We start from the raw sequence: 23,487 nt of genomic DNA, 5'->3' as shown, positions 1-23,487 counted from the left end.
GCTCGATCAATAGCCATGACGATGGAACAATGCACCAGACGCGAGGCACTGGGCCTGGCCTGGGCGCTGAGCTGCAGCCTGCCTGACGCACAGGCCAAGCCCGATCTGCGTCTGCCTGGCATGGTCTGGCAGCCCAGTGCCGATACTCTGCGGCCCCATGGACCATGGCAGCGTCTGGGCATCCGCCGCCTGCTGGTGCAATGGACGGCCGTGGACAATCTGAGCCTGGTGCCCGGCACTTACCTGCCCTCTATAAGCCGCAATCTCCCGGACTGGGAGCGCATCGCTGCAGAACCCTGGGCGCAGGAGCTGATTCTCGGCTTGGCCGGCATGCATGACGAGGCAAAGGCCCGCGCCGGTCTCGCGGATCTGGCAATGCAGTCATATGCCTTGAAAGCGGCGATCACAGCGCTGCCGCTGCGGGTTGCCGGCTGGTACTTCCCGGTCGAAGTCGATCCGACCTGGGCTGCGCCCAGTCTTCTCACCGAAGTTCTCAACAAGCTGCCGCGTCCGCTGTGGATCAGCGCCTATGACAATGCCAACCTGGGTCCCCAGGCGTTGGTTGACTGGATCATGCGCTGGATACCTGAAGATGTGGGCGTGTTTTTCCAGGATGGAGTTGGCGTGCACGCGCGCACTCCCAGCGTGGCACGCGAATACCTGCAAATGCTGACCGCCCACCTGGGCCAGGCGCGGGTACGGGTGATTGCCGAGGCCTTCCGGCCTGCGCCGGGCGGGGGCTTTCGCAGCGCCATGGCAGAGGAATTCCTGCCCCAGCTGGCGGCCTACCAAGGCTGGACGGTCTTCGCATTCGACGGCCCGCATTATCTGAGCCCGCCTCTGGTTGATGCATTGGCGGATGCTCTGAGCACCAAATCCCGATGAATCGCCGTCCGCCCTGCTTCTACAGCTGCGGCCCATGGAGCCGGCAACAGGGCTGAGCAGGCTGACAGCCCACAGAGCTGCGCATACGGAAAGGCCCAGACCCGGGTGGCATCACCCCGTGCCGTTCAGCGCTTCAAAAGCATTCGAAGGTCTGCGCCGCCTTCCAGCGCTGCTCGGGTGCAAGAATCACAGGCGCATCAATGGCCGCAGCCTCCACACACAGCATCTGCTGCCAGCTGTCGGCCTCCATGTCCTTGAGCGTGGCGCACAGCGCGGGGCCTGGATTCCAGACCACGGTTTCGCTCCAGGATGCATCCTGGGCAAGCCGCAGCCAGGGCTGCCCCGAGCTTTGCAGTTGCACGGCGGCAGCAGCACGTGGATAGACGCGATCGGTCTCCGCACCGAAGCTGACGCAACCCTCCTGCGTGACATGGGTGTTCGGCTCAGCCGCAGCGGCATCCCAGTAGCTCAAACCTTCGAGGCCATGCAAGCTGGCCTGCTCGAGCTGCGCAACACGAAGATAGCCGTGCAAGGCTGCGGAAAAAGACAGGTCCTGCCGGCCGCGGTTATGCACGGCCAGCTCCACACGCAACGCGCCGGGCCTGAGCTGAATTGTGAGCACTGCTTCAAAGGCGTGCGGCCAGACCGCACGCGATGCTTCGCTGTCCGTCAGGCACAAGGAGATTTGCACACCATCCTCGCCCAATGGGCGAGCGGCATCGGCCTGCCAGTGGCTGAGGCGCGCAAAGCCATGCTTGACCAAGGGACCACGCTGATTGAACTGGGGGAAACAGACCGGAATGCCGCCGCGAATGGCGCTCTGGCCATCATGGGCGGCCCTGGGACTGAGGAACAGGCGCTCCTGCCCCCGGCCGATCCAGGACAGCACCTGGGCACCCTGCAGACAGATCAGCACCGAATCCCCCTGACCCAGCTTCAAAGCAATGGCAGGGAGTCCTTTCCAGTCAACGGACTGGGCCTCAAACGTCAAATCACTCACCCGTGAGCTCGTCCGCACGCTCCTGGCCGGCGGCGAAGTCCAGATCGCCGGTATAGATGGCGCGGCCGCAGATCACGCCTTCCACGCCCTCGTTCTGCACCTTGCACAGCGCTTCGATGTCGGCCATACCGGCCAGACCGCCCGAGGCGATGACCGGAATCTTCAGCGACTGGGCCAGCTTGACGGTGGCGTCGATGTTGATGCCGCTGAGCATGCCGTCACGACCGATGTCGGTGTAGATGATGGATTCCACGCCCCAGTCCTCGAAGCGCTTGGCAGTCTCGATCACATCCTGGCCGGTGAGCTTGCTCCAGCCGTCAATCGCCACCTTGCCGTCCTTGGCGTCCAGGCCCACGATGATGTGGCCGGGAAAGGCGCTGCAGGCATCCTGCAGGAAACCGGGGTTCTTCACGGCAGCGGTGCCGATGATCAGGTACTCGATGCCCAGATCGATGTAGCGCTCGATGGTGTCCAGATCACGAATGCCGCCGCCCAGCTGCACAGGAATCTCGCCATCGACTTCCTTGAGGATGCTCTTGATGGCCGACAGGTTCTTGGGCTGACCCGCAAAGGCGCCGTTCAGGTCTACCAGGTGCAGGCGACGGGCGCCCGCATCCAGCCATTTGGCGGCCATGGCTGCGGGATCTTCACCGAAAGTGGTGGACTGGTCCATATCACCCTGAATCAGGCGAACGCAGTGGCCGTCCTTGAGGTCGATAGCGGGGATGAGCAACATGATGGTGATCTGCTAGCAAGTTTGGCCGTCAGAAATGGCCGGTTGAAAAAACTCGGGTTAACAGTGAATAAGTCCTGCGATGCGCGCAAAGACTTGTTCAATGTGGACCTTTAGGGCTTCCAGCCCAGGAAGTTGCGGAACAGCGCCAGTCCCTGGTCCGAGCTTTTCTCGGGGTGGAACTGGGTTGCGAAAATATTATCGCGTGCGACGGCACATGCAAAGAGGCCGCCATAGTCGGTCTCGGCCGCGCAATGCGCGCTTTGTTGCACCTGCGCATAAAAGCTGTGCACAAAGTAGTAGAAGCTGCCGTCGGGAATACCGGTCCACAGCGCATGGGGCTTGCCGCCCTGCTGCGTCTGCTGCACCTGGTTCCAGCCCATCTGCGGCACCTTGAAGCGGCTGCCGTCGGCTTGCGTCCTGCCTTCCAGATCGAACTTGCGCACATTGCCGGGAATCAGCCCCAGGCCCGGCACATCGCCTTCATCGCTGTGATCGAGCAGCATCTGCATGCCCACACAGACGCCGAACAACGGCTTGTTGACGGCCGCATCGAGCACGGCCTGCTGCAGGCCCGATTCGCGCAGCTCGCGCATGCAGTCGGGCATGGCGCCCTGACCGGGCAGGATCACGCGGCTGGCGGCATGGACCACCTCGGGATCGGCCGTGACGACCACGTCGCAGCCGGTATCGGCCGCGGCCGTGCGCACCGCCTGCGAGACCGAGCGCAGATTGCCCATGCCGTAATCGACCACGGCCACGGTGTTGTTCTTCAAACTCATAGCAGCTACCGCTTATGGAGATTGGTTTTTACAAACAAAGAGCTCTGAAATTCAGTGTTAACAAGCGAAAGACGCTCCTGATTACAGAGCACCCTTGGTCGAGGGAATCACGCCGGCCATGCGCTCGTCATGCTCCAGCGCAAAGCGCATGGCGCGCGCAAAGGCCTTGAAGATGGTTTCGCACTGGTGGTGGGCGTTGAAGCCCTTGAGGTTGTCGATGTGCAGCGTCACGCCGGCATGATTGACAAAGCCCTGGAAGAATTCGAAGACCAGCTGCGTATCGAGCTGACCGATGCTGCCGGCCGTGAACTTCACATCCATGTGCAGACCGGGACGGCCCGAGAAGTCGATGACGACCCGGCTCAGGGCTTCGTCCAGCGGCACATAGGCATGACCGTAGCGGCGAATACCTTTCTTGTCGCCGATGGCCTTGGCGAAGGCCTGGCCCAGGGTGATGCCGATGTCCTCCACCGTATGGTGGCCGTCGATGTGCAGATCGCCCGCGCATTCGATGTCCATGTCGATCAGGCCGTGGCGCGCGATCTGGTCCAGCATGTGGTCGAGAAAGCCGATGCCGGAGTTCAGGCTGGCCTTGCCCGTGCCGTCGAGGTTGACGCGCACGGCGACGCGGGTCTCGGCAGTGTTGCGCTGCACTTCGGCAATGCGCGGCAGGTTCTGGGCGATGGAGGGGACGATATTGCTCATAGGCTTTCTTTCAGTGCCGCCAGCATCTGGGCGTTTTCTTCGCGGGTGCCCACGGTCAGGCGCAGGCAGTTGTGCAGCAAGGGGTGCATGGCCGATACGTTCTTGACCAGCACGCCGCGCTGCTTCATCTCGATCTGGGCCTTGCCGGCGTCGCGCACGCGCAGCAGCACCATATTGGCTTCGGAGGGCCAGACTTTTTGCACGCCATCCAGCGCGACAAGGGCATCGATCAGCGGCTGGCGTTCGGCGCGGATGGCAGCGGCCTGCTCGGCATACAGGGACTCGTGCTGCAGCGCAAAAATCGCCGTCTCGCAGTTGAGCACGCTGATGTTGTAGGGCGGGCGCACCTTGTCGATCTCGTTGACGATGGCCGAAGGGCCGATCAGATAGCCCAGGCGCGCACCGGCCAGACCGAACTTGGACAGAGTGCGCATCAGCAGCACATGGGCGTTGCGCGCGGGGTCGGCCTTCATGCGGGTGATCCAGCTGCGGCTGGCGAAGGGCTGGTAGGCCTCGTCCATCACGACCAGACCGCCAACCTCGGCCACGGCATCGATCACGGCCTGCACCTTGTCCTCGGCCCACAGCGTGGCGGTGGGATTGTTGGGATAGGCGATATAGGTGATGGCAGGCTGGTGCTCGGCAATGGCGGCCTGCATGGCCGGCACATCCAGGTCAAAGTCGCCCGTCAGATTCACGCCCACGAAATCCAGGCCCTGCAGCTTGGCAGACAGCGGATACATCACAAAGCCCGGCATGGGCGCCAGCATCTTGGCGCGGGCATTGTTGCAAGGCTGGGCCGTGGCCAGTGCCAGCAGGGTGATGATTTCGTCCGAGCCATTGCCCAGCAGCACCGAGGTGCCGGCCGGTGCACCGGCATAGTCGGCCAGCATCTGCTTGAGCACTTCCTGACGCTCGCCAGGATAGCGGTTGATTTCCAGGCCGCCCAGATGCTCTCCCAGCTTCTGCTGCAACTCGGGCGGCAGACGGTAGGGGTTCTCCATCGTGTCCATCTTGAGCAGGCCTTGCGCGGGCTGCACATGGTAGCCCTGCATGGCGCGTACATCGGCGCGGATGCGTTGCAGGGCTTTGGTCTGGATGTCTTGAGCAGTCATGGGTTCACTCCTTCACACGAGGCTTGCGTTGGCCAATGCAGTCGATACGGGTCGCTGCGGTCGTGGCGCTCAAGCCTCAAGATTCTCACGGGCAGATTGCTGCAGCGGGTGCACCACGGTCACACCGCCAAACTCTGCCCCATGGGGCAGGTGCAGGCTCAGCATCTGGTTGCAGCCGCTGTGCTGGGCGCAGGCCACGGCCAGGCAGTCGCCAAAATCCAGCGCATGGCGGGCCTGCACGGCCCAGGCGGTCTCCAGCGTGGCGGCGTCGGTCTTCCAGGGCGTCCAGGTCTGGTAGCGACGGATGGCGGCGCGGGCATCGCCCTGCGGCAGGGGCAGGGCTGCGGTGGTGGCCTGGTCATAGAACTCCACCAGCGCCTGGTTGCTGGTGCGGCCGCTGCGGCTGCGCCACAGCAGATCCAGCCATTGCAGCGTGGCCGCATACAGCGCGCCGCCGGCCGCATCTTCTGCGGCGATCAGCACCGAGGTGTCGACAAACACGGGACTCACTTTGCCACCTCGGTCTCGGCATTGCTTTGAACGGCAGCACGCTTGCTGCTGGCACTGCGCGCCAGGGATTTTGCCGACTGACCGGCAGCTTGCCAGGTGCGCTCATCCGTGCGCCAGGCCAGGTAGGCACGCTCGTAGGCATCCTCGCGCTGCATCAGCTCGGCCATGAAGTCACCCAGCATGCGCGACACACTGCTGCCACGCCTGGCCGCTTCAATGCGCGCCCAGTCAAGCACGCTGTCTTCAACGGTGATGGTGACGTTCTTCATGAGTCGAATAGTACACGAAATTCGTGCTACACGAAATTCGTGGGAATCGCCATCACATCGAACTCAGCATGGAACAGGCCACTTCCCCCACCTGCCGCAAGGCCTGCAGATGCTGCGGCGTCCAGTCGCCTCCCAGGCCTACACGGACTCCCTGCCTGAAGCGTCCTGCGGCGCTAAACAGCGCACCAGGAGCGATCAGGATCTGCCGGGACAGACAGGCTTCATGCAAGGCCACGGCATCCAGTGGCGCCGGCAACTCCAACCACAGCAGCAGCCCACCCGGCGGATCGCTGACCCGCGTGCCTGGAGGAAAGCTCTGCGCGATCACTTGCCTGGCCTGCTCGACCCGAGCGGCAATGGCAGCACGCAACTGGCGCATGGCCGCATGGTGACCTGCCTGCGAGATCAGGTCCGCCAGCGCCAGCTCCAGCACCGCCGATTGACCACCAGCCTGCATCTCCTTGATATGGCGCACCTTGTCCGTCCAGCGGCCGGCCTCCAGCCACCCCAGGCGCAGGCCCGGCGCCAACGTTTTGGAAAAGGAGTGGCACAGCATCACCTGGCCCGAGCCGTCATAGGACTTGAGGCTGCGCCGGGCAGCATCGCCTTCGGCCAGATCGACATAGATGGCATCCTCGATCACCGGCAGTTCATGCTGAACTGCGAGCTGCACCAGCTTTTTGCGCTCGGCCTGGGGCATGCAGCTGCCCAGCGGGTTGCTGAGCGTGGGCACCAGCAGCAAGGCTTTGACAGGCTGGGTTTCCAGCGCCAGTTGCAGAGCATCCAGCGACAGGCCATGGCGTGGGTGACTGGGAATCTCCAGAGCCTTCAGCTGCAAGGCCTGCAGCACCTCCAGAAACGAAAAGTGCGTGGGCGACTCCAGGGCCACTACATCGCCAGGCTGGGTCACGGCACGCAGACACAGGGCAACGCTATCCATGCATCCGCCGGTGATGAGAATGCGCTCCGGGTCCAGACTGCAGCCCAGCCCCACGGCATAGCGCGCCAGCGCGCGGCGTGCCTCTTCATGACCGTCCGAGCTTGGATAGGTGCACAGCAGATGGCGGTGCTTTTGCACGGCACGGGTCAGCGCGCGGCGCACGCGGTCGGGGTTGAGCAGGTCGATGCCGGGCGTGCCGCTGCTGAACGACACCATGCCTTCGGGCTGTTCCCGCCCCAGGACGCGCTGCCCCAGCCAGTCCAGCGATACGGTGCGAGGGCGGCGCATGGGCCGGGAAATCTTGGGTTCGGGCAATTGCACGGCACGTGGCGTCACGAAAAAACCCGAACGCGGGCGTGCCGTGATCTGCCGTGCATCCTCCAGCCAGTGATAGGCCTGCACCACCGTGGTCTGCGCCACACCGTACTGCCGAGCCAGCATGCGCACCGAGGGTAGTTTTTGCCCATGGGCCAGCGCCCCCTGACGTATGGCCTGACTCAGTTGCCCAGCGATCTGCAGATATAGCGGTGTCGACGCGTCAAAATCCATGACGGGATTCTGTACTGGCTCGGGCAAGCACATACAGCACAGATGAGCGGCAGAACGGTCAGTACAGATGCAAGGCTGCAGTCATCTGTACTCATCCAGATCGGCTGCCGCTGTGGCTGGTGGTACAGATCTGCGTTTTGCACAGTCGAAGCATGAACTCAGCTCTCACTTATTCCTCGTGGAACACCATGTCCCTGCAGGCCGCAGCATCGGTGCGGACCATGCACCTGAGCGCCGGTCAAAGCCTGTGGCTGCAGACACAGAGCGGCATTGTCTGGCTGACCTGCGAGGGACAGCCCAGGGACTACTTTGTGCAAGCCGGTGAATCGCTGCGCTTTGACGGACCGGCCCGGCTGTATCTTGGCACGCAAGGCTCACAGCCGGCGACCCTGCGCTGGAGCAACACCGGCAAGCGCACCTCAGCGGCCCCTGCTGCACCAGCACTGCCAGCAGCAGCGACGGCCTGAAGCTGTGCATAAAAAAGGCCCAGCAGAGCCGGGCCTTCAACAGAAAAGAAAACGGTCTCAGCGTCGATACTGCGGCGGCGGCGCATACTGCCGGCCATCCGCCGGGAAGGCGCTGGGGTCACGGGAATCGCGCAGTTCCACCGCGGGTGCAGGGCGGCGAGGCAGATCCGGGTCACGCTCGTCCAGGCGCACATCAAACAGCGCCGTACCAATCACCCCCACATTGCGCGCATCGCCTGCGGGCGTATTGTTGGCATAGGCCCTACCCTTGTCAGAAAAGCGAAATGCCGCAACCTCGCGGTCGCTTTTGCGAAAGCCGTCAATCACCAGCCGCTCGCCCGGGCGCAGCAGATAACCGCCACTGTTCACGCTGCCTGGCTGACCGCTCAGCACATCCAGTCCATCGACAGTCGCCACCACTTCATAGAAGCGATTGCTGCGGTTGATGTAGAGCAGTTCATAGCGTTCGCCATGGCTGCCCGCGACATGGAAGTCCCTGGCTCCGCGCGTGGAGAAAATGCGCAGCACCGATCCGCTTCCGCCGAGCACCTGCAACTCCACATCGCCATCGGCCAGCAACGCATTGGTCTGCCGCTCAGCGGAGTTGCCAAGCGCACGCAGAATGCTGTGCTCGTCCGAATAGCGCAGCTGGCCCACATCGCGTGGACGCTCTGGCGTCAGGCGAGATGCTCGCACCACCTTGGTGACGGACTCGCGCCCTTCCCCCCATTGCGTGCCGAGTGTGGACTCGACCCTGGGCGTGCGCGGCGCTGCCGATGCGCTCTGTGCGACCTGCAAGGCGTCCTGCGCCGAAGGCGGTGCACCGCAGGCGGCCAGTCCCGCGACCAGCAGCAATCCGCCCAGCAGCCGCCAGCCGCCTCCGCGCCAGAAACTCACGACTTGACTCATCTTCACGCTCCCTTGTTGTGATTGGCAATTGAATGCTTCGCTGCGTCGCAGCCCGCCGAGTGTCACCGCAAATCCGCTCTTTCCCGCGCAAGGAAACATCTGGAGATGATTTGCCCCGAGACGAGGGACATTCAGAGCCGCCCGGAAATGAAAAAAGCCGTGGGCAAGCCACGGCTGATGTACAAGCGCCGGCGGATTTACTTCAGGCGCATTTCGGCAGCCCTGGCGTGGCCCTGCAGGCCTTCGCCATAGGCCAGCACGGCAGCGGTCTTGCCCAGGATCTGGGCACCGGCCTCGCTGACTTCGATGATGGAGCTGCGCTTTTGGAAGTCGTACACCCCCAGCGGCGAGGAAAAGCGCGCAGTGCCGCTGGTGGGCAGCACGTGATTCGGGCCTGCGCAGTAGTCGCCCAGGCTCTCCGACGTATATGCGCCCAGAAAGATGGCGCCGGCGTGCCTGAGCAGAGGCTCCCAGCGGTGCGGGTCTCGGCTGGAGACTTCCAGGTGCTCGGGCGCAATGCGGTTGCTGATCGCGCAGGCCTCTTCCATGTCCTTGGTCAGGATCAGCGCGCCGCGGTCGCTCAGGCTCTTGGCGATGATGGCCTTGCGCGGCATCTCGGGCAGCAGGCGGTCGATCGCGGCCTGAACGGCATCGATATAGGCCGCATCGGGGCACAGCAAGATGGACTGGGCCAGCTCGTCGTGCTCGGCCTGGCTGAACAGATCCATGGCCACCCAGTCGGGCGGGGTCGTGCCGTCGGCCAGCACCAGAATTTCCGAAGGACCGGCAATCATGTCGATGCCGACAATGCCGAACACGCGCTTCTTGGCGCTGGCCACATAGGCATTGCCGGGGCCGGTGATCTTGTCCACCTTGGGCACGGTGGCCGTGCCATAGGCCAGGGCCGCCACGGCCTGGGCACCGCCGACGGTGAAGGCACGCGTCACGCCCGCCACATAGGCGGCGGCCAGCACCAGCGGGTTCTTCTCACCCTTAGGCGTGGGCACAACCATGATGATCTCGGGCACACCGGCCACATGGGCGGGAATGGCGTTCATCAGCACGCTAGACGGGTAGGCCGCCTTGCCGCCGGGCACGTAGATGCCCACGCGATCGAGCGGCGTGACCTTCTGGCCCAGCAGCGTGCCGTCTTCGTCGCGGTAGCTCCAGCTCTCGCCATTGGCCTTTTTCTGCGCCTCGTGATAGCTGCGCACACGGCGCGCTGCCGACTGCAGCGCTTCGCGCTCGGCAGCTGGCAGGCCGTCGAAGGCGGCTTTGAGCTCCTGCTTGGTCAGCTCCAGTGCCGCCATGGAATCGGCCTGCAGGCCGTCAAAGCGTGCCGTGTACTCCAGTACGGCGGCATCGCCACGCTGCTGTACATCGGCCAGGATGTCGGCCACCCGCTGCTCGATGGCCGCGTCCGTGTCCGCCGACCAATGCAGACGCTGCGCAAAATCATGCTCGAACTGGGCATCAGCGGTTGAAAGACGGGCGGGAGCAGCTACGAATTCCATAGTATTTACCAGTGGGGGAAATCAGTTGTTCTTGGCGGCAACGGCCTGCGCAAACGCATCGATGATGTGGCGCAGCGGAGCCTGCTTGAGCTTGAGCGAAGCCTGGTTGACGACCAGACGCGAGCTGATGTCCATGATGGGCTCGACCTCGACCAGATCGTTGGCCTTGAGCGTGTTGCCGGTGGACACCAGATCGACGATGGCATCGGCCATGCCGGTCAGCGGCGCCAGCTCCATGGAGCCGTAGAGCTTGACCATGTCCACGTGCACGCCCTTCTTGGCAAAGAAGTTGCGGGCAATCTCGGGGTACTTGGTGGCGATGCGCAGACGCGCGCCCTGCTTGACGGCCAGTTGGTAGTCGAAGCCGTTGCGCACGGCCACGCTGACGCGGCACTTGGCGATCTGCAGGTCCAGCGGCTGGTACAGGCCCTGGCCGCCATGCTCGATCAACGAATCCAGGCCCGAGACGCCCAGGTCCGCGCCACCGTATTGCACATAGACGGGCACGTCCGAAGCTCGCACCAGCACCACGCGCACATCGGGACGGTTGGTGTCGAAAATCAGCTTGCGCGACTTTTCCACATCCTCGGTCACCTCGATGCCGGCAGCGGCCAGCAGAGGCACCGTTTCTTCAAAAATGCGGCCCTTGGACAGGGCGATGGTCACAGGCGTTGCGGTGCTCATGCGGAAATTCTCTCGATATCGGCGCCCAGGGCGCGCAGCTTGTCTTCCATTCGGTCGTAGCCACGATCCAGGTGGTAGATGCGATCGACGATGGTCTCGCCCTCGGCCACCAGACCGGCAATCACCAGGCTGGCCGAAGCGCGCAGATCGGTGGCCATCACGGTGGCGCCGGACAGGCGCTTGCCGCCTTCGATGGTCGCCACGCGGCCGTCGGTGGTGATGCGCGCGCCCAGGCGCACCATCTCGTTGACATGCATGAAGCGGTTCTCGAAGATGGTCTCGGTCACCATGCTGGTGCCTTCGGCCACCAGGTTCAGCGCCATGAACTGGGCCTGCATATCGGTGGGAAAGCCCGGATATTCGGTGGTGCGAAAGCCCTGGGCCTTGAGCTTGCCCGAGGAGGCCACCTTCAGGCCGCCATCCACGCACTCCACGCTCACACCCGCATCCTTGAGCTTGTCGATCACGGCGCCCAGATGGTCGGCACGCGCGTGGTGCAGCAGCGCCTCACCGCTGGTGGCTGCCACGGCGCACAGGAAGGTGCCGGCCTCGATACGGTCGGCCACCACCTGGTGCTCGCAGCCATGGAGCCTGTCCACGCCCTGAATCACAATATGGCTGGTGCCGTGACCGGTGATCCTGGCCCCCATCTTGATCAGCATCTCGGCCAGATCGGAGATTTCGGGCTCCATGGCGGCGTTTTCCAGCACTGTCTCGCCTTCGGCCAGCGCAGCGGCCATCAGGAAGTTCTCGGTGCCGGTCACGGTCACCATGTCGGTGGTGATGCGTGCGCCCTTCAGACGCTTGCGGCCTTCGGGCAGGCTGGCATGCATATAGCCGTTTTCCACGGTGATGATGGCACCCATGGCCTGCAGGCCCTTGATGTGCTGATCCACGGGGCGCGAGCCTATCGCGCAGCCGCCGGGCAGCGACACCTTGGCGTGGCCGAAGCGGGCCAGCAGCGGGCCCAGGGCCAGCACCGAGGCGCGCATGGTCTTGACCAGCTCGTAAGGCGCTTCGGGCGTCAGGCTGTCGGGGGCCACAAAGCTCATGCCGCCGCGTTCGCCATGGGTTTCGGTCTGCACACCCATATTGGCCAGCAGCTTGCGCATGGTGGCCACATCGTGCAGACGCGGCACATTGTGCAGATGCACGGGCTCGGCCGTGAGCAGTGCGGCACACATTTCAGGCAGAGCGGCGTTTTTGGCACCGGAAATGATTACTTCGCCCTTGAGGGGACGACCACCGTGGATCTTGAGTTTGTCCATGGCTTCAAGCCTTGAATGTTATGTATATAAAAAATGCACTCAGCGCTTATGTATCAAGCGCTGACGGCTATCAATCTTGCTTTTCAAGCCGCCTCAGGCCTGGGCGGCAGCCCATTCTGCCGGGGTGTAGGTCTTCATGGACAGGGCATGGACTTCATCGGTGGCCATGCGGTTGCCCAGCGTCGCATACACCAGGCGCTGGCGGCCCAGCAGACGCTGGCCTTCAAACTGTGCAGACACGATGGTGGCAAACCAATGTCGGCCATCGCCTTCCAGCGCAATATGCTCGCAGGGCAGGCCGGCGGCGATCAGGTCTTTGAGTTGGTCTGCAGTCATGGGGAACCTTTAAGCGCAAAGCTGGCGAAACCGGTCATTGTCTCGCACGCCGCCCTGCGTCCATTCTAAAAATCAGTTACGAATCTTGTAGCCGATACGCAGCAGGTGCACGGCCAGCGCGCTCACGGCCAGCCAGGCAGCGCCCACGATGGCAAAGCTGAGCCAGGGCGAGACATCGCTCTGGCCGAAGAAGCCATAGCGGAAGCCGTCGATCATGTAGAAGAACGGGTTGACATGGCTGACCGCCTGCCAGAAGCCGGGCAGCGAGTGCACGGAATAGAACACGCCGGACAGAAAGGTCAGGGGCATGATCAGAAAGTTCTGGAAAGCCGCCATCTGGTCGAACTTCTCGGCCCACAGACCGGCGATCAGGCCCAGCGTGCCCATCAGGGCACAGCCCAGAAAGCCGAACACCAAAATCCACAGCGGCGCGGCAAAGTCGGGCACGGCAAAGAACAGCGTGACCACAAACACGCCCAGACCGACCAGCAGGCCGCGCAAAATGGCCGCTCCCACATAGGCGCTGAACCAGGCCCAGTGCGACAGCGGCGTGAGCAGCACGAACACCAGCGAGCCCATGATCTTGCTCTGCACCAGGCTGGACGAGCTGTTGGCAAAAGCGTTTTGCAACATGCTCATCATCACCAGACCGGGAATCAGGAACGCGGTGTAGGGGATGCGGTCGTAGACCATGACCCGGCCTTCGAGCACATGGCCGAAAACCAGCAGATAGAGCACGGCCGTGAGCACCGGTGCGGCCACGGTCTGAAAGCTCACTTTCCAGAAGCGCAGCACTTCCTTCTTGAGCAGGGTCTGCCAACCGTTCATTGGACACCTCCTGCAGGAGCCTGTGTCCTGGAGCCTTCATTCATGATGTGGATGAACACATCTTCCAGATCCGCGCGGCGGATCTCCACATCCTCGGGGGTCACACCCGCTTCGCGCAAAGCGGCCAGCAGTTGCTCCACATCGACTGCATGGGCGGCGGGAATCTGCACGATTCGACCGGTTACACGCGCTCTGTCAGCCACTGCCTTGGGCAAGGCGCTATCGGTCTTGAACTGCAGCACATTGCTGGAAGCCGATTTGAGCAGCTCGCTCATGGGCGAGAGCTTGATGATCTCGCCGCGCTTGAGCATGGCCACGCGGCTGCACAGTGCCTCGGCTTCTTCGAGATAGTGGGTGGTCAGCAGAACCGTGTGGCCCTGCTTGTTGAGCTTGGCAATGAAATGCCACAGAGTCTGGCGCAGCTCCACGTCCACACCGGCCGTGGGCTCGTCCAGCACGATGATGGGCGGCTTGTGCACCAGGGCCTGGGCCACCAGCACGCGGCGCTTCATGCCGCCCGAGAGCTGGCGCATATTGTTGTGTGCCTTGTCCATCAGGCCCAGGCTGTCGAGCAGCTCGTCGATCCAGTCATCGTTGTTCTTGACGCCGAAATATCCGGACTGGAATTTCAAGGCCTCGCGCACATTGAAGAACGGGTCGAACACCAGCTCCTGCGGCACGATGCCCAGCTTGCGGCGTGCATCGGCGTAATCGGCCTGCACATCGCTTCCCTGCACCAGCACGCGCCCGCCCGTGGCTTGCGCCAGTCCGGCGAGGATACTGATCATCGTGGTCTTGCCGGCGCCGTTGGGGCCTAGCAGACCGAAGAATTCACCTTCCTCGATATCCAGGCTCACCGATTTGAGCGCCTGGAAATCCCCCTTGGGGGTGCGGTAGGTCTTGGAGACGGATTGGAATGAGACTGCGGACATGGAGCCCATGATTCTAGGGCTTGCCCACAGCCTCTGCCTTGGCGGGGCTTAGCCGGACACAATGATTCGTCAGCCTAGCCCTGCTGAGCGGTGGCAGCCGCATCGGGCTCGGGAGCGGGCATCAGCAATCCGTCCACGCCATACAGCGCGGCCATGGACTGCAGCCCCTTGGGCAGACCCTGGACGATGAGCTGCTTGCCCACCTCCTGGGCAGCACGCCGGCAGCCCAGCAGCACGGCCAGAGCCGCCGAGTCAAAGACCTTGACGGCGCTGGCATCCAGCACCACCTGGGCATCTGCATGGCCCGTGACCAACGGACGCAGACGCAGCAGACAGTCGCGCCCCTGACGATAGGTCAGTTCCTTGGGCAATTGCAGAGGGTTGCTAGCTGAGCGCGCCATGACGTCTGAAGCGCTTTGCTTACTTGGTGGCCGTGGCCGGCATGGAGCTGCGCGAGGCCAGGGTCTTGATCAGGCCATCAATGCCATTGGCATTGATTTCCTGCGCAAACTGGTTGCGATAGGTTTCCACCAGCCACACACCGAGCACGTTGAAGTTGTAGAGCTTCCAACCCGTGCCCTGCTTTTCCAGACGGAAATCCAGCTGCACGGGGTCGCCACGGCCGTTGACCTGGGTACGCACCAGCACGTCGGTGTCGCCGGCGGCCATGCGCACAGGCCTGACGGTAATGGTCTGATCGCCGACCTGGGACAGGGCCCCCGCATAGGTGCGAATCAGCAAGGCCTTGAACTCATCCTGCAGCTTCTGGCGCTGCTCGGGTGTGGCCTGACGCCAGGCCGGACCGACCGCGGCCGATGTCATGCGGCGAAAGTCCACATAGGGCATGACCTTCTCGTTGACCAGCGCATTGATCTTGCTGGAATCGCCGTTGCGCAGCGAGGCATCCTTCTTGATGGTCTCCAGCACATCGGAAGAGACGCGCTTGACCAGTGCATCGGGCGCTTCCTCAGCAGCCCGGGCTGCGGGCAGACCCAGATTCAGAGCGAGCACGGCACCTGCTGCCATGCCCCACATGCGACGAGTAATCTTCATTGCGTTTTTTCTCCTAGGCCCGCAAGTGTCACCGTACTCACGCAGCCTGTGCATCATGTTTGTAACCAAGCTCTACCGGCTCACTGGCCTTCTGGGGGCAGCTTGCCGGCGTTGTCGTCATCATAGTTTTCGAGACGACCATCGCCGCCGGACGCCGCGCCGCCAATGCGCGAGCGCAGATAGACATCGCGCACCAGGCTGTATTTGTCGAGCGCAACGGAGTCCAGCACATCGCCGGCCTTGAGCAAATTGGCACGGTTGTTGACCATGCGCAGACCGAACAGGCTGTTGCGCCAGCGCACATCATCCATGGTGTTGGCGGGATAGCCGTAGGCATCGACCACCAGGCCGGCCGAATCCCGCACCGTGGACGGCCCCCAGAAGGGCAGCACCAGATACGGCCCCGTGGGCATGCCCCAGCGACCCAGAGTCTGGCCAAAGTCCTGCTTGCGGCGCTCGATGCCAGCCTCGCTGGCGATGTCGAACAGACCGCCGATACCCAGCACCGTGTTCACGCTGAAGCGCACCATGGAGTTGTAAGCCCCCTGGCCCTGGCCCTGCAGCACATTGTTGACGAAGGACCAAGCATCGCCGAGATTGTCGAAGAAGTTGGTCACGCCCTGACGCGCCACACGCGGCGTCACGGTCTGATAGGCCGTGGCCACGGGCTTGAAGATCGCATCGTCCACGCCTTCGTTGAAGGAGTAGATGCTGCGGTTCATGGACTCCAGCGGGTCGGCAGGGTTGGCAGGGCCCGTGGTGGTGGCGCAGCCGGACAGCAGTGCGGCTACGGAAACACTGGCTGCCAGCGCAACGCGGCTGAGCGCCTGGTTCTTGTCTGACGTCAATTTCGTCTGTGGGCTTGTTGTAGTCATCATTCTTTCGCTCCCCCGTTGGCCGTGGCACCACCTGAATCACCACCCTGCTCCGCCTTGCTGTAGAGAAACTGACCGATCAGATTCTCCAGCACCACGGCAGACTGGGTGGCCGTCACGCGGTCGCCGGCCTTGAGGTTCTCTTCGCTGGCGCCCGCCTCAATACCAATGTACTGATCGCCCAGCAGACCGCTTGTCAGAATTTTCAGCGAACTATCCTTGGGAAAGGCGTAACGGGTTTCCATGCTCATGGCCACGTTGGCCTGGAAGGTCTGGTCGTTGAAGGTGATGGACTCGATGCGGCCCACAACCACGCCTGCGCTCTTGACGGCGGCCTTGGGCTTGAGCCCGCCGATATTGTCAAAGCGGGCGGTAATCGTATAGGTCTTCTGGAAGTTCAGGTTCAGCAGATTGGCCGACTGCAAGGCCAGGAACACCAGGGCCAGAACACCGATCAGCACAAACAGGCCAACCCAGAGATCACTTTTCTTTTGCTGCATGATTTTCTACCTTTATCTGCTGTGCAGCCTCAAATGCTGAACATGGTTGCTGTGAGCAGGAAGTCCAGACCCAGCACCGCCAGCGAGGCCACGACCACGGTACGGGTGGTGGCTCGGGAAACCCCTTCGGGCGTAGGCTTGGCGGCATAGCCCTCAAGCAGGGCCACAAAGGTCACGGCCAAACCGAAGACAAAGCTCTTGAGCACGCCATTGCCCAAATCGCTCCACCAGTCCACCCCCTGCTGCATCTGCCCCCAGAAAGCACCGCTGTCGACGCCGATCATCACCACGCCCACCAGCCAGCCGCCGAGCACGCCGACGGCACTGAAGACCGCAGCCAGCAAAGGCATGGTGATCAGACCGGCCCAGAAGCGCGGCGCCAGAATGCGTTTGACGGGGTCAACCGCCATCATCTCCATGGCCGACAGCTGTTCACCAGCCTTCATCAGGCCGATTTCGGCAGTCAGGGCCGTGCCGGCACGGCCCGCGAACAGCAAGGCAGTGACTACGGGTCCCAGCTCGCGTAGCAGGCTCAGGGCCACCATCATGCCCAGCGCCTCGGCCGAGCCATAGCGCTGCAGGATGTAATAGCCCTGCAGACCCAGCACAAAGCCCACGAACAGACCGGAGACGCCGATGATGGCCAGCGAATAATTGCCCAGAAAGTGAATCTGGTCGCCGATCAGGCGCGGTCGCCTGAGCGCCGGCCCCATCAAGCCCAGCAGGCGCCACAGCAGGCGCGCGGCAATCCCCATGTTCACCAGCTGGCAGCGCACCGCCAGGCCAATGCGTGCGAGAAAGTTCATGCACGCCTCCTGCTGCCAAAGTCCTCGTCGGCGCTGACGCCCGGATAGTGAAACGGCACAGGCCCCGTGGGTCTGGCATGGATGAACTGCTGCACCAGCGGGTCGGCGCTGGCGCGCACCTCATCGGGTGTGCCCTGAGCGGCAACGCCGCCGGCCCCCAGAATCACCACATGGTCGGCCACGCGGAAGGTTTCCTCCAGATCGTGGGAAACCAGAATCGAAGTCAGGCCCATGGCATCGTTGAGCTGGCGGATCAGCTGCGCCGAGGTACCCAGTGAAATAGGGTCCAGGCCCGCGAAAGGCTCGTCATACATGATGAGTTCGGGATCCAGCGCAATCGCGCGGGCCAGTGCCACGCGGCGGGCCATGCCGCCCGAGACCTGGGAAGGCATCAGATCGCGCGCACCGCGCAGGCCCACGGCATGCAGCTTCATGAGCACGATGTCGCGAATCAGCTCTTCGGGCAGATCGGTGTGCTCGCGCAGCGGAAAGGCCACGTTGTCGAACACGCTCATATCGGTGAACAGTGCACCGAACTGAAACAGCATGCCCATGCGGCGACGCGCGGCGTAGAGCTGCTGCGCATCCATGGTGGTCACATCCTGGCCGTCAAACAGCACCTGCCCCTGCTGGGCGCGGTTCTGCCCGCCGATCAGACGCAGCACCGTGGTCTTGCCGCCGCCCGATGCGCCCATCAGCGCCGTGACCTTGCCGCGCGGCACTTGCAGGGACAGATCGCGCAGGATGACGCGGTCACCATAGCCAAAGGTGACATTGCGCAGTTCCACAAAGGGTGCGTTGGATGACATGCGTAAAGAGCCGCTCAAGAGAAAGCAAACTGGTATTGTGCCGACAAGCTCGACAAAAAGCGCGGGTTAGCCCCAAGTAAACATACATTCACGAATGTTTCTTCAAAGCCTGGCTTGTATCGCAGAGCCATCACTCCTGTTTCAGGAGCTGTCAGCGCTTGTTGTACATGCGCAAACTGCTTTTTTTGCGATATTAAACCTCATCGGCAGTTGCGACTTATTTACAACATATTCTGCAGAAACGCCTTGGTGCGCTCGTGCTGAGGCGCCGCAAAAAATGCTTCAGACGGGCCTTGCTCGACGATGTAGCCACCGTCCATGAAGATGACGCGGTTGGCCACCTCTCGCGCAAAACCCATCTCGTGGGTCACGACCAGCATGGTCATGTGCTCCTCGGCCAGTTCGCGCATGGTGCGCAGCACCTCGCCGGTCAGCTCGGGGTCCAGCGCCGAGGTGGGCTCGTCGAACAGCAGAATGTCCGGCTCCATGGCCAGCGCACGCGCAATCGCCACGCGCTGCTTCTGACCGCCTGAGAGATGGTTGGGGTAGGCATCGCGCTTGGCGGCCAGTCCCACCTTGGCAAGCAGGGCCTCGGCCTTGGGGACGATGTCTTCGCGCTTCATGCCCTTGACGACGACGGGCGCCTCGATGATGTTTTCCAGCACCGTGAGATGGGGAAACAGATTGAAGGACTGAAACACCATGCCCATCTTGCGGCCGATCTTGCGGATCTCGGCCTCGCTCACATACTGGGCCCTGGCCTCGCCCTCGGAGCGCGCCAGCACCGCACCTTCGATGCTGATGGTGCCTCGGTCAATCGTTTCCAGGTGGTTGAGGCAGCGCAGAAAGGTGCTCTTGCCCGAGCCGGACGGGCCGATCACGGCCACCACCTCGCCGCGCAGCAGATCCAGGGAGACGCCGCGCAGCACTTCATTGCCGCCAAAGGCCTTGTGGATGCCCTGGGCGGAGATCATCACATCAGGCTTCATACTTGGCATAGCGTTTCTCGAGGTATTGGAAGCCCCAGGTCAGCACCAGGGTCATGATCAGATAGAAGGCCGCAGCCACGACAAAGGGCGTGAAGCTGAAGTCGCGCTGCACCACACCGCGCGCCACGCGCAGCAGGTCGTTGAGCGCCAGCACATAGATCAGCGAAGTGTCCTTGACCAGGGTAATGGTCTCGTTGCTGACGGGCGGCAGGATGCGGGCCCACATCTGGGGCAGCACAATGCGGCGCATGGTCTGGGCATAAGTCATCCCCAGCACCTTGGCACCTTCGTACTGGCCGCGGTCCACGGACTTGATGCCAGCACGGAAAATTTCAGCGAAATAGGCCGCGTAGTTCAGCGCAAATGCCACCACGGCCGCCTGAAAGTCGGGCAGGCGCACGCCGATGTAGGGCACAAAGGGCAGCGCGAAGTAAACAAACAGCAGCTGCAGCATCAGCGGCGTGCCACGCATCAGCCAGATATAGGCGCCCACGGCGCTGCTCAGCGGCTTGATGCTGGAGATGCGCATCAGCGCCAACGCCAGCCCCAGAGGGATGGAAAGCACCAGCGTGATGAAAAACAGCTTGAGTGTGACAAGGGCACCAGCCGACATGGGCCCCAGGAGCGAGATTACATAGTCCATCAAATGGCCTTCAGTGTGGCGCTGCAGCTATCGAAAGCCCGCCACAGGCACGGGCGTGCGCAAAAGGAAGTGTTTGCACGCATTGTCGTCGCAAAAAAAACCGGCAATGCCAGGCATTGCCGGTGCAGTACACGAAAAAGGGATTAGTGCTTGATCACGTCAGCGCCAAACCACTTCTGGGCGATTTCAGCAGCCTTGCCGTCCTTCTTCATTTCGCTCAGCACATCGTTGACCTTGTTGCGTGTGGCTTCGTCATCCTTGCGAAAGCCCACGCCGTAGTCTTCGGTGCCGAAGTCATCAGCCAGCACCACGTAGTTTTCGGGCTTTTTGTTGACCAGGAAACGGCCCACCACTTCATCCACCACCACCACGTCCAGACGGCCGGCGTCCAGATCCATCAGAGCCGTGATGTTGTCGCCGAACAGCTTGGTTTCCTTGAACTTGTCCGACAGCTCCTTGTCCTTGGTCAGGGCGGTCACGGCGCTGGAGCCTTCCTGGGCACCCACGACCTTGCCGACCATGTCGGCCTTGCTCTTGATGGGAGAGCCGGCCTTCACGATGATGATCTGCTTGTTGACCATGTAGGGGTCGGAGAACAGGATCTTTTCCTTGCGCTCTTCCAGAATGGTCAGGCCGTTCCACAGCGCGTCCACGCGCTTGCCCAGCAGCTCGGCTTCCTTGGCGTTCCAGTCGATGGGCTTGAATTGCACTTCGATATTGGCGCGCTTGGCCACTTCACGGGCCATGTCGATGTCGAAACCGACCAGCTCGTTCTTTTCGTCACGGAAACCCATGGGCGGGAAGTTGTCGTCCAGACCCACCACCAGCTTGGCGGCGGCTGCCGCAGGAGCGGGCGCAGGAGCTGCAGCGGTGTTGCTTGCGGGCTCGTTCTTGCCGCAGGCAGCCAAAATTGCAGTCAGGGCCACCGAGGCCAGCAGGGTACGTTTTTTCATGGCGTCAAAATTTGAAGTGGAAAAAGCGGAGGCAGGGGCTTTGTCTCCTGCCCGGGTCTATCGCAACAGCCCCGGAGCCGGGCTGCCGCCAGCGCCGAATCCGCTATTGTCGCGCAGACGGGACAGAACGTCACTCGCCGGTCGCAAAACCATCACGACTTACGCAAAACAGACTCAGGCAAGACGGCTGCCTCAGGAGGCAGGCCGTTGTTGCTGCATTCTTGTGTGCGTAAGTCCTCACCAAGTGCAAGCTTGCCAAACTCCAGACCATGTCACCACCGTCACCCGGCACCAGCCAGCTCCCCGCCGCCTTGCAGCATGCCTATCGCAACGCGCTCTACCGGGTCGATGCCGCCCAGGGCGCTGTCGCACAGGGCGCTGTCGCACAGGGCGCTGTCGCACAGACGCTACGCGTGGGCGAGCGCAATGACTGGCTCGGGCAGCAACTGGGACGGCAGCCCATCCGGGCCGCCTGCTATCTCACGGCCTGCAATCCCTGGGGACAGATCCTGGAGCCGGCTGAAAACGCACGCCGCATGCGCGCCCTGCGCCATGCGCTGGACAGGGAGGGCTGGCAGTATCTGGGCGGCTGCGGCCAGGACCCCCAAGGCCAGTGGCCCGCCGAAGACAGCGTGCTGATCTGGGGCATGGACGCCGACACGGCCCGGCAATGGGGCCGGCGCTGGCAGCAGAACGCCGTGCTGTGGAGCGATGCCGACGCCCGGCCTCGGCTGCTGTGGATGCGCTGAATATTTTGATAGCACCTTGCGCTTTACAGCAATCAAAAAACTAGTAAAAACTATTTGAATTCCAGCCATGGCAAGCGCTTGCAGCTATCAAAAACAAAAGGCATTCCGAGGAATGCCTTTTGTGTGATGACCCGCTGTGAATGATCAGCGAGGCAGTTCGCTGGCGCCCATCAGGAACTCGTCCACGGCACGCGCCGCCTGGCGGCCTTCGCGAATCGCCCACACGACCAGCGACTGGCCGCGGCGGATGTCGCCGGCAGCGAACACCTTGGGCACGCTGGTGGCATAGCCGCCGATGAAGTCGGTGCTGGCCTTGGCGTTGCCGCGTGCATCCTTGTCGACGCCAAAGGCTTCGAGCACGGTGGCCACCGGGTTCACAAAGCCCATGGCCAGCAGCACCAGATCGGCGGGCCAGACCTTTTCCGTGCCGGGCACTTCGCTCAGCTTGCCGTCCTTGAACTCGACCTGCACGGTGGTCAGGCTCTTGACCTTGCCCTTTTCGCCGGTGAATTCCTTGGTGGAGATGGCGAACTCGCGCGTCACGCCTTCGTCGTGGCTGGACGAGGTACGCAGCTTGATCGGCCAGTAAGGCCAGACCAGGGGCTTGTTCTCCTGCTCGGGCGGCATGGGCATGACCTCGAACTGGGTCACGCTCTTGGCGCCATGGCGGTTGGAGGTGCCCACGCAGTCGGAGCCGGTGTCGCCACCGCCGATGACGATGACATGCTTGCCGTCGGCACGGATCTGGCCCTTGAGCTTGTCACCCGCGTTGACCTTGTTCTGCTGGGGCAGGAACTCCATCGCGAAGTGCACGCCTTCCAGATCGCGGCCGGGCACGGGCAGGTCACGCGACTGCTCGGAACCGCCGGTCAGCAGCACGGCGTCGAACTCGGCATTGAGCTGCTCGGGGCTGATGGTTTCCTTGGCCCAGTTGGTGACCTTGGAATCCTTGCCCAGACCGTCCTTGCCGGCAATCAGCACGCCGGTGCGGATCTTCAGGCCTTCGGCCACCATCTGCTCGACACGGCGCTCGATCAGGCCCTTGTCCAGCTTGAAGTCGGGAATGCCGTAGCGCAGCAGGCCGCCCACGCGGTCGTTCTTCTCGAACAGGGTCACGTCGTGGCCGGCGCGCACCAGTTGCTGGGCCGCTGCCATGCCAGCAGGGCCGGCACCGACCACCGCCACCTTCTTGCCGGTCTTGTGCTTGGGCGGCAGGGGCTTGACCCAGCCTTCGCTCCAGGCGCGGTCGATGATGGAGTGCTCGATGGACTTGATGCCGATGGCGTCGCCATTGATATTGGCCACACAGGCAGCTTCGCAGGGTGCGGGGCAGATGCGGCCCGTGAACTCGGGGAAGTTGTTGGTGCTGTGCAGCGTGGTGATGGCGTTCTTCCAGTCACCCTGGTACACGAGGTCGTTGAAGTCCGGAATGATGTTGTTGACCGGGCAGCCGTTGTTGCAAAACGGCGTGCCGCAGTCCATGCAGCGCGCAGCCTGCACCTTGGCCTGATCGGTGGTCAGGCCGATGACGAATTCCTTGTAGTGCTTGAGACGTTCCGCAACGGGGGCATAGCCCTCTTCGATGCGCTCGTATTCCATGAAGCCGGTGGTCTTTCCCATGATCTTTAATCCTTGAAATCTGTGTTCGCTTGCAGTGCGGTGGCCGCCTGGCCGCCACCGCTTG

28 protein-coding genes are annotated in these 23,487 nt (G+C 62.8%); 3 read left to right on the top strand and 25 right to left on the bottom strand.

Going from position 1 to position 23,487, the window contains the following annotated elements; genetic code table 11:
• The first annotated feature begins 15 nt into the window (after positions 1-15).
• The gene (locus AC1RTQ_RS05815; protein ID WP_492874677.1) at positions 16-885 is read left to right on the top strand and encodes an alpha-amylase family protein; all 870 of its coding nucleotides are present in this window, start codon (positions 16-18) and stop codon (positions 883-885) included.
• Between the two features lie 133 nt (positions 886-1,018).
• Here the strand turns inward: AC1RTQ_RS05815 and AC1RTQ_RS05810 are convergent, their stop codons facing one another.
• From AC1RTQ_RS05810 to AC1RTQ_RS05775, 8 genes are all read right to left on the bottom strand, one after another.
• Positions 1,019-1,885 carry a D-hexose-6-phosphate mutarotase gene (locus tag AC1RTQ_RS05810; RefSeq protein ID WP_492874676.1) on the bottom strand — a complete coding sequence of 289 codons (867 nt, stop codon included), beginning with the start codon at positions 1,883-1,885 and terminating at the stop codon, positions 1,019-1,021.
• Positions 1,878-2,621: a 1-(5-phosphoribosyl)-5-[(5-phosphoribosylamino)methylideneamino]imidazole-4-carboxamide isomerase gene (gene hisA / locus AC1RTQ_RS05805; RefSeq protein ID WP_302092213.1), complete on the bottom strand. Its 744-nt coding sequence runs from the start codon at positions 2,619-2,621 to the stop codon at positions 1,878-1,880. The genes AC1RTQ_RS05810 and hisA overlap by 8 nt, the downstream gene beginning before the upstream one ends.
• Before the next feature lie 110 nt (positions 2,622-2,731).
• Entirely contained in the window at positions 2,732-3,400 is a 669-nt protein-coding gene (gene hisH / locus AC1RTQ_RS05800; protein WP_492874675.1) for an imidazole glycerol phosphate synthase subunit HisH, read from the bottom strand.
• Between the two features lie 81 nt (positions 3,401-3,481).
• Positions 3,482-4,105: an imidazoleglycerol-phosphate dehydratase HisB gene (gene hisB, locus AC1RTQ_RS05795; RefSeq protein WP_003058637.1), complete on the bottom strand. Its 624-nt coding sequence runs from the start codon at positions 4,103-4,105 to the stop codon at positions 3,482-3,484.
• Positions 4,102-5,220, bottom strand: a complete 1,119-nt coding sequence (gene hisC / locus AC1RTQ_RS05790; RefSeq protein WP_492874674.1) for a histidinol-phosphate transaminase — start codon at positions 5,218-5,220, stop codon at positions 4,102-4,104. The genes hisB and hisC overlap by 4 nt, the downstream gene beginning before the upstream one ends.
• Positions 5,221-5,289: 69 nt before the next feature.
• Complete coding sequence (locus AC1RTQ_RS05785; protein ID WP_367882844.1) at positions 5,290-5,730, bottom strand: PIN domain-containing protein; 441 nt, start codon at positions 5,728-5,730, stop codon at positions 5,290-5,292.
• The gene (locus AC1RTQ_RS05780) at positions 5,727-5,999 is read right to left on the bottom strand and encodes a hypothetical protein (protein ID WP_492874673.1); all 273 of its coding nucleotides are present in this window, start codon (positions 5,997-5,999) and stop codon (positions 5,727-5,729) included. The genes AC1RTQ_RS05785 and AC1RTQ_RS05780 overlap by 4 nt, the downstream gene beginning before the upstream one ends.
• 52 nt (positions 6,000-6,051) lie before the next feature.
• Entirely contained in the window at positions 6,052-7,488 is a 1,437-nt protein-coding gene (locus AC1RTQ_RS05775; protein ID WP_492874672.1) for an aminotransferase-like domain-containing protein, read from the bottom strand.
• A 152-nt stretch (positions 7,489-7,640) separates the two neighbouring features.
• On the opposite strand from AC1RTQ_RS05775, the gene AC1RTQ_RS05770 reads away from it, so the two are divergent.
• A complete protein-coding gene (locus tag AC1RTQ_RS05770; RefSeq protein ID WP_492874671.1) occupies positions 7,641-7,955 on the top strand; it encodes a DUF2917 domain-containing protein in 315 nt (104 codons plus the stop codon).
• A 57-nt stretch (positions 7,956-8,012) separates the two neighbouring features.
• Here the strand turns inward: AC1RTQ_RS05770 and AC1RTQ_RS05765 are convergent, their stop codons facing one another.
• The 16 genes from AC1RTQ_RS05765 to AC1RTQ_RS05690 all read right to left on the bottom strand — a co-directional run bounded on the left by AC1RTQ_RS05765 (position 8,013) and on the right by AC1RTQ_RS05690 (position 21,054).
• Positions 8,013-8,864, bottom strand: a complete 852-nt coding sequence (locus tag AC1RTQ_RS05765) for a hypothetical protein (RefSeq protein WP_492874670.1) — start codon at positions 8,862-8,864, stop codon at positions 8,013-8,015.
• A 197-nt stretch (positions 8,865-9,061) separates the two neighbouring features.
• Entirely contained in the window at positions 9,062-10,378 is a 1,317-nt protein-coding gene (hisD, locus tag AC1RTQ_RS05760; protein ID WP_492874669.1) for a histidinol dehydrogenase, read from the bottom strand.
• A gap of 21 nt (positions 10,379-10,399) precedes the next feature.
• Positions 10,400-11,062, bottom strand: coding sequence for an ATP phosphoribosyltransferase (hisG, locus tag AC1RTQ_RS05755; RefSeq protein ID WP_034364421.1), 663 nt, complete (start codon positions 11,060-11,062; stop codon positions 10,400-10,402).
• Complete coding sequence (murA, locus tag AC1RTQ_RS05750; RefSeq protein ID WP_492874668.1) at positions 11,059-12,330, bottom strand: UDP-N-acetylglucosamine 1-carboxyvinyltransferase; 1,272 nt, start codon at positions 12,328-12,330, stop codon at positions 11,059-11,061. The genes hisG and murA overlap by 4 nt, the downstream gene beginning before the upstream one ends.
• Before the next feature lie 93 nt (positions 12,331-12,423).
• Positions 12,424-12,666, bottom strand: coding sequence for a BolA family protein (locus tag AC1RTQ_RS05745; RefSeq protein WP_003062090.1), 243 nt, complete (start codon positions 12,664-12,666; stop codon positions 12,424-12,426).
• A gap of 72 nt (positions 12,667-12,738) precedes the next feature.
• Complete coding sequence (locus AC1RTQ_RS05740) at positions 12,739-13,494, bottom strand: ABC transporter permease (protein WP_003058656.1); 756 nt, start codon at positions 13,492-13,494, stop codon at positions 12,739-12,741.
• Entirely contained in the window at positions 13,491-14,426 is a 936-nt protein-coding gene (locus tag AC1RTQ_RS05735; protein WP_492874667.1) for an ABC transporter ATP-binding protein, read from the bottom strand. Before AC1RTQ_RS05735 ends, AC1RTQ_RS05740 begins: the two co-directional genes overlap by 4 nt.
• Positions 14,427-14,500: 74 nt before the next feature.
• Positions 14,501-14,827 carry an STAS domain-containing protein gene (locus AC1RTQ_RS05730; protein ID WP_302092223.1) on the bottom strand — a complete coding sequence of 109 codons (327 nt, stop codon included), beginning with the start codon at positions 14,825-14,827 and terminating at the stop codon, positions 14,501-14,503.
• A gap of 19 nt (positions 14,828-14,846) precedes the next feature.
• Positions 14,847-15,479 (bottom strand): MlaC/ttg2D family ABC transporter substrate-binding protein, encoded by a 633-nt coding sequence (locus tag AC1RTQ_RS05725; protein ID WP_492874666.1) that lies wholly within the window; start codon positions 15,477-15,479, stop codon positions 14,847-14,849.
• Between the two features lie 80 nt (positions 15,480-15,559).
• Positions 15,560-16,357: an MlaA family lipoprotein gene (locus AC1RTQ_RS05720; RefSeq protein WP_492874665.1), complete on the bottom strand. Its 798-nt coding sequence runs from the start codon at positions 16,355-16,357 to the stop codon at positions 15,560-15,562.
• On the bottom strand, positions 16,354-16,854 hold the full coding sequence (gene mlaD / locus AC1RTQ_RS05715) for an outer membrane lipid asymmetry maintenance protein MlaD (protein WP_492874664.1): 501 nt from the start codon (positions 16,852-16,854) through the stop codon (positions 16,354-16,356). The genes AC1RTQ_RS05720 and mlaD overlap by 4 nt, the downstream gene beginning before the upstream one ends.
• 29 nt (positions 16,855-16,883) lie before the next feature.
• Positions 16,884-17,660, bottom strand: coding sequence for a lipid asymmetry maintenance ABC transporter permease subunit MlaE (mlaE, locus tag AC1RTQ_RS05710; RefSeq protein WP_492874663.1), 777 nt, complete (start codon positions 17,658-17,660; stop codon positions 16,884-16,886).
• On the bottom strand, positions 17,657-18,469 hold the full coding sequence (locus tag AC1RTQ_RS05705; protein ID WP_302092228.1) for an ABC transporter ATP-binding protein: 813 nt from the start codon (positions 18,467-18,469) through the stop codon (positions 17,657-17,659). The genes mlaE and AC1RTQ_RS05705 overlap by 4 nt, the downstream gene beginning before the upstream one ends.
• Before the next feature lie 221 nt (positions 18,470-18,690).
• On the bottom strand, positions 18,691-19,467 hold the full coding sequence (locus AC1RTQ_RS05700) for an amino acid ABC transporter ATP-binding protein (protein ID WP_492874662.1): 777 nt from the start codon (positions 19,465-19,467) through the stop codon (positions 18,691-18,693).
• Positions 19,448-20,101 (bottom strand): amino acid ABC transporter permease, encoded by a 654-nt coding sequence (locus AC1RTQ_RS05695; RefSeq protein WP_302092229.1) that lies wholly within the window; start codon positions 20,099-20,101, stop codon positions 19,448-19,450. Before AC1RTQ_RS05695 ends, AC1RTQ_RS05700 begins: the two co-directional genes overlap by 20 nt.
• A gap of 143 nt (positions 20,102-20,244) precedes the next feature.
• Entirely contained in the window at positions 20,245-21,054 is an 810-nt protein-coding gene (locus AC1RTQ_RS05690; protein WP_492874661.1) for an amino acid ABC transporter substrate-binding protein, read from the bottom strand.
• A gap of 269 nt (positions 21,055-21,323) precedes the next feature.
• On the opposite strand from AC1RTQ_RS05690, the gene AC1RTQ_RS05685 reads away from it, so the two are divergent.
• A complete protein-coding gene (locus AC1RTQ_RS05685; RefSeq protein ID WP_492874660.1) occupies positions 21,324-21,803 on the top strand; it encodes a DUF3293 domain-containing protein in 480 nt (159 codons plus the stop codon).
• Positions 21,804-21,947: 144 nt separating this feature from the next.
• On the opposite strand, the gene AC1RTQ_RS05680 is transcribed toward AC1RTQ_RS05685, so the two are convergent.
• Positions 21,948-23,423, bottom strand: a complete 1,476-nt coding sequence (locus AC1RTQ_RS05680) for a glutamate synthase subunit beta (protein WP_302092232.1) — start codon at positions 23,421-23,423, stop codon at positions 21,948-21,950.
• Between the last annotated feature and the right edge of the window lie 64 nt (positions 23,424-23,487).

Source organism: Comamonas sp. GW821-FHT11H03, from assembly GCF_058807955.1.
The sequence above is the reverse complement of the archived record's forward strand: the minus strand, read 5'-3'. Positions and strand labels throughout refer to the sequence as shown.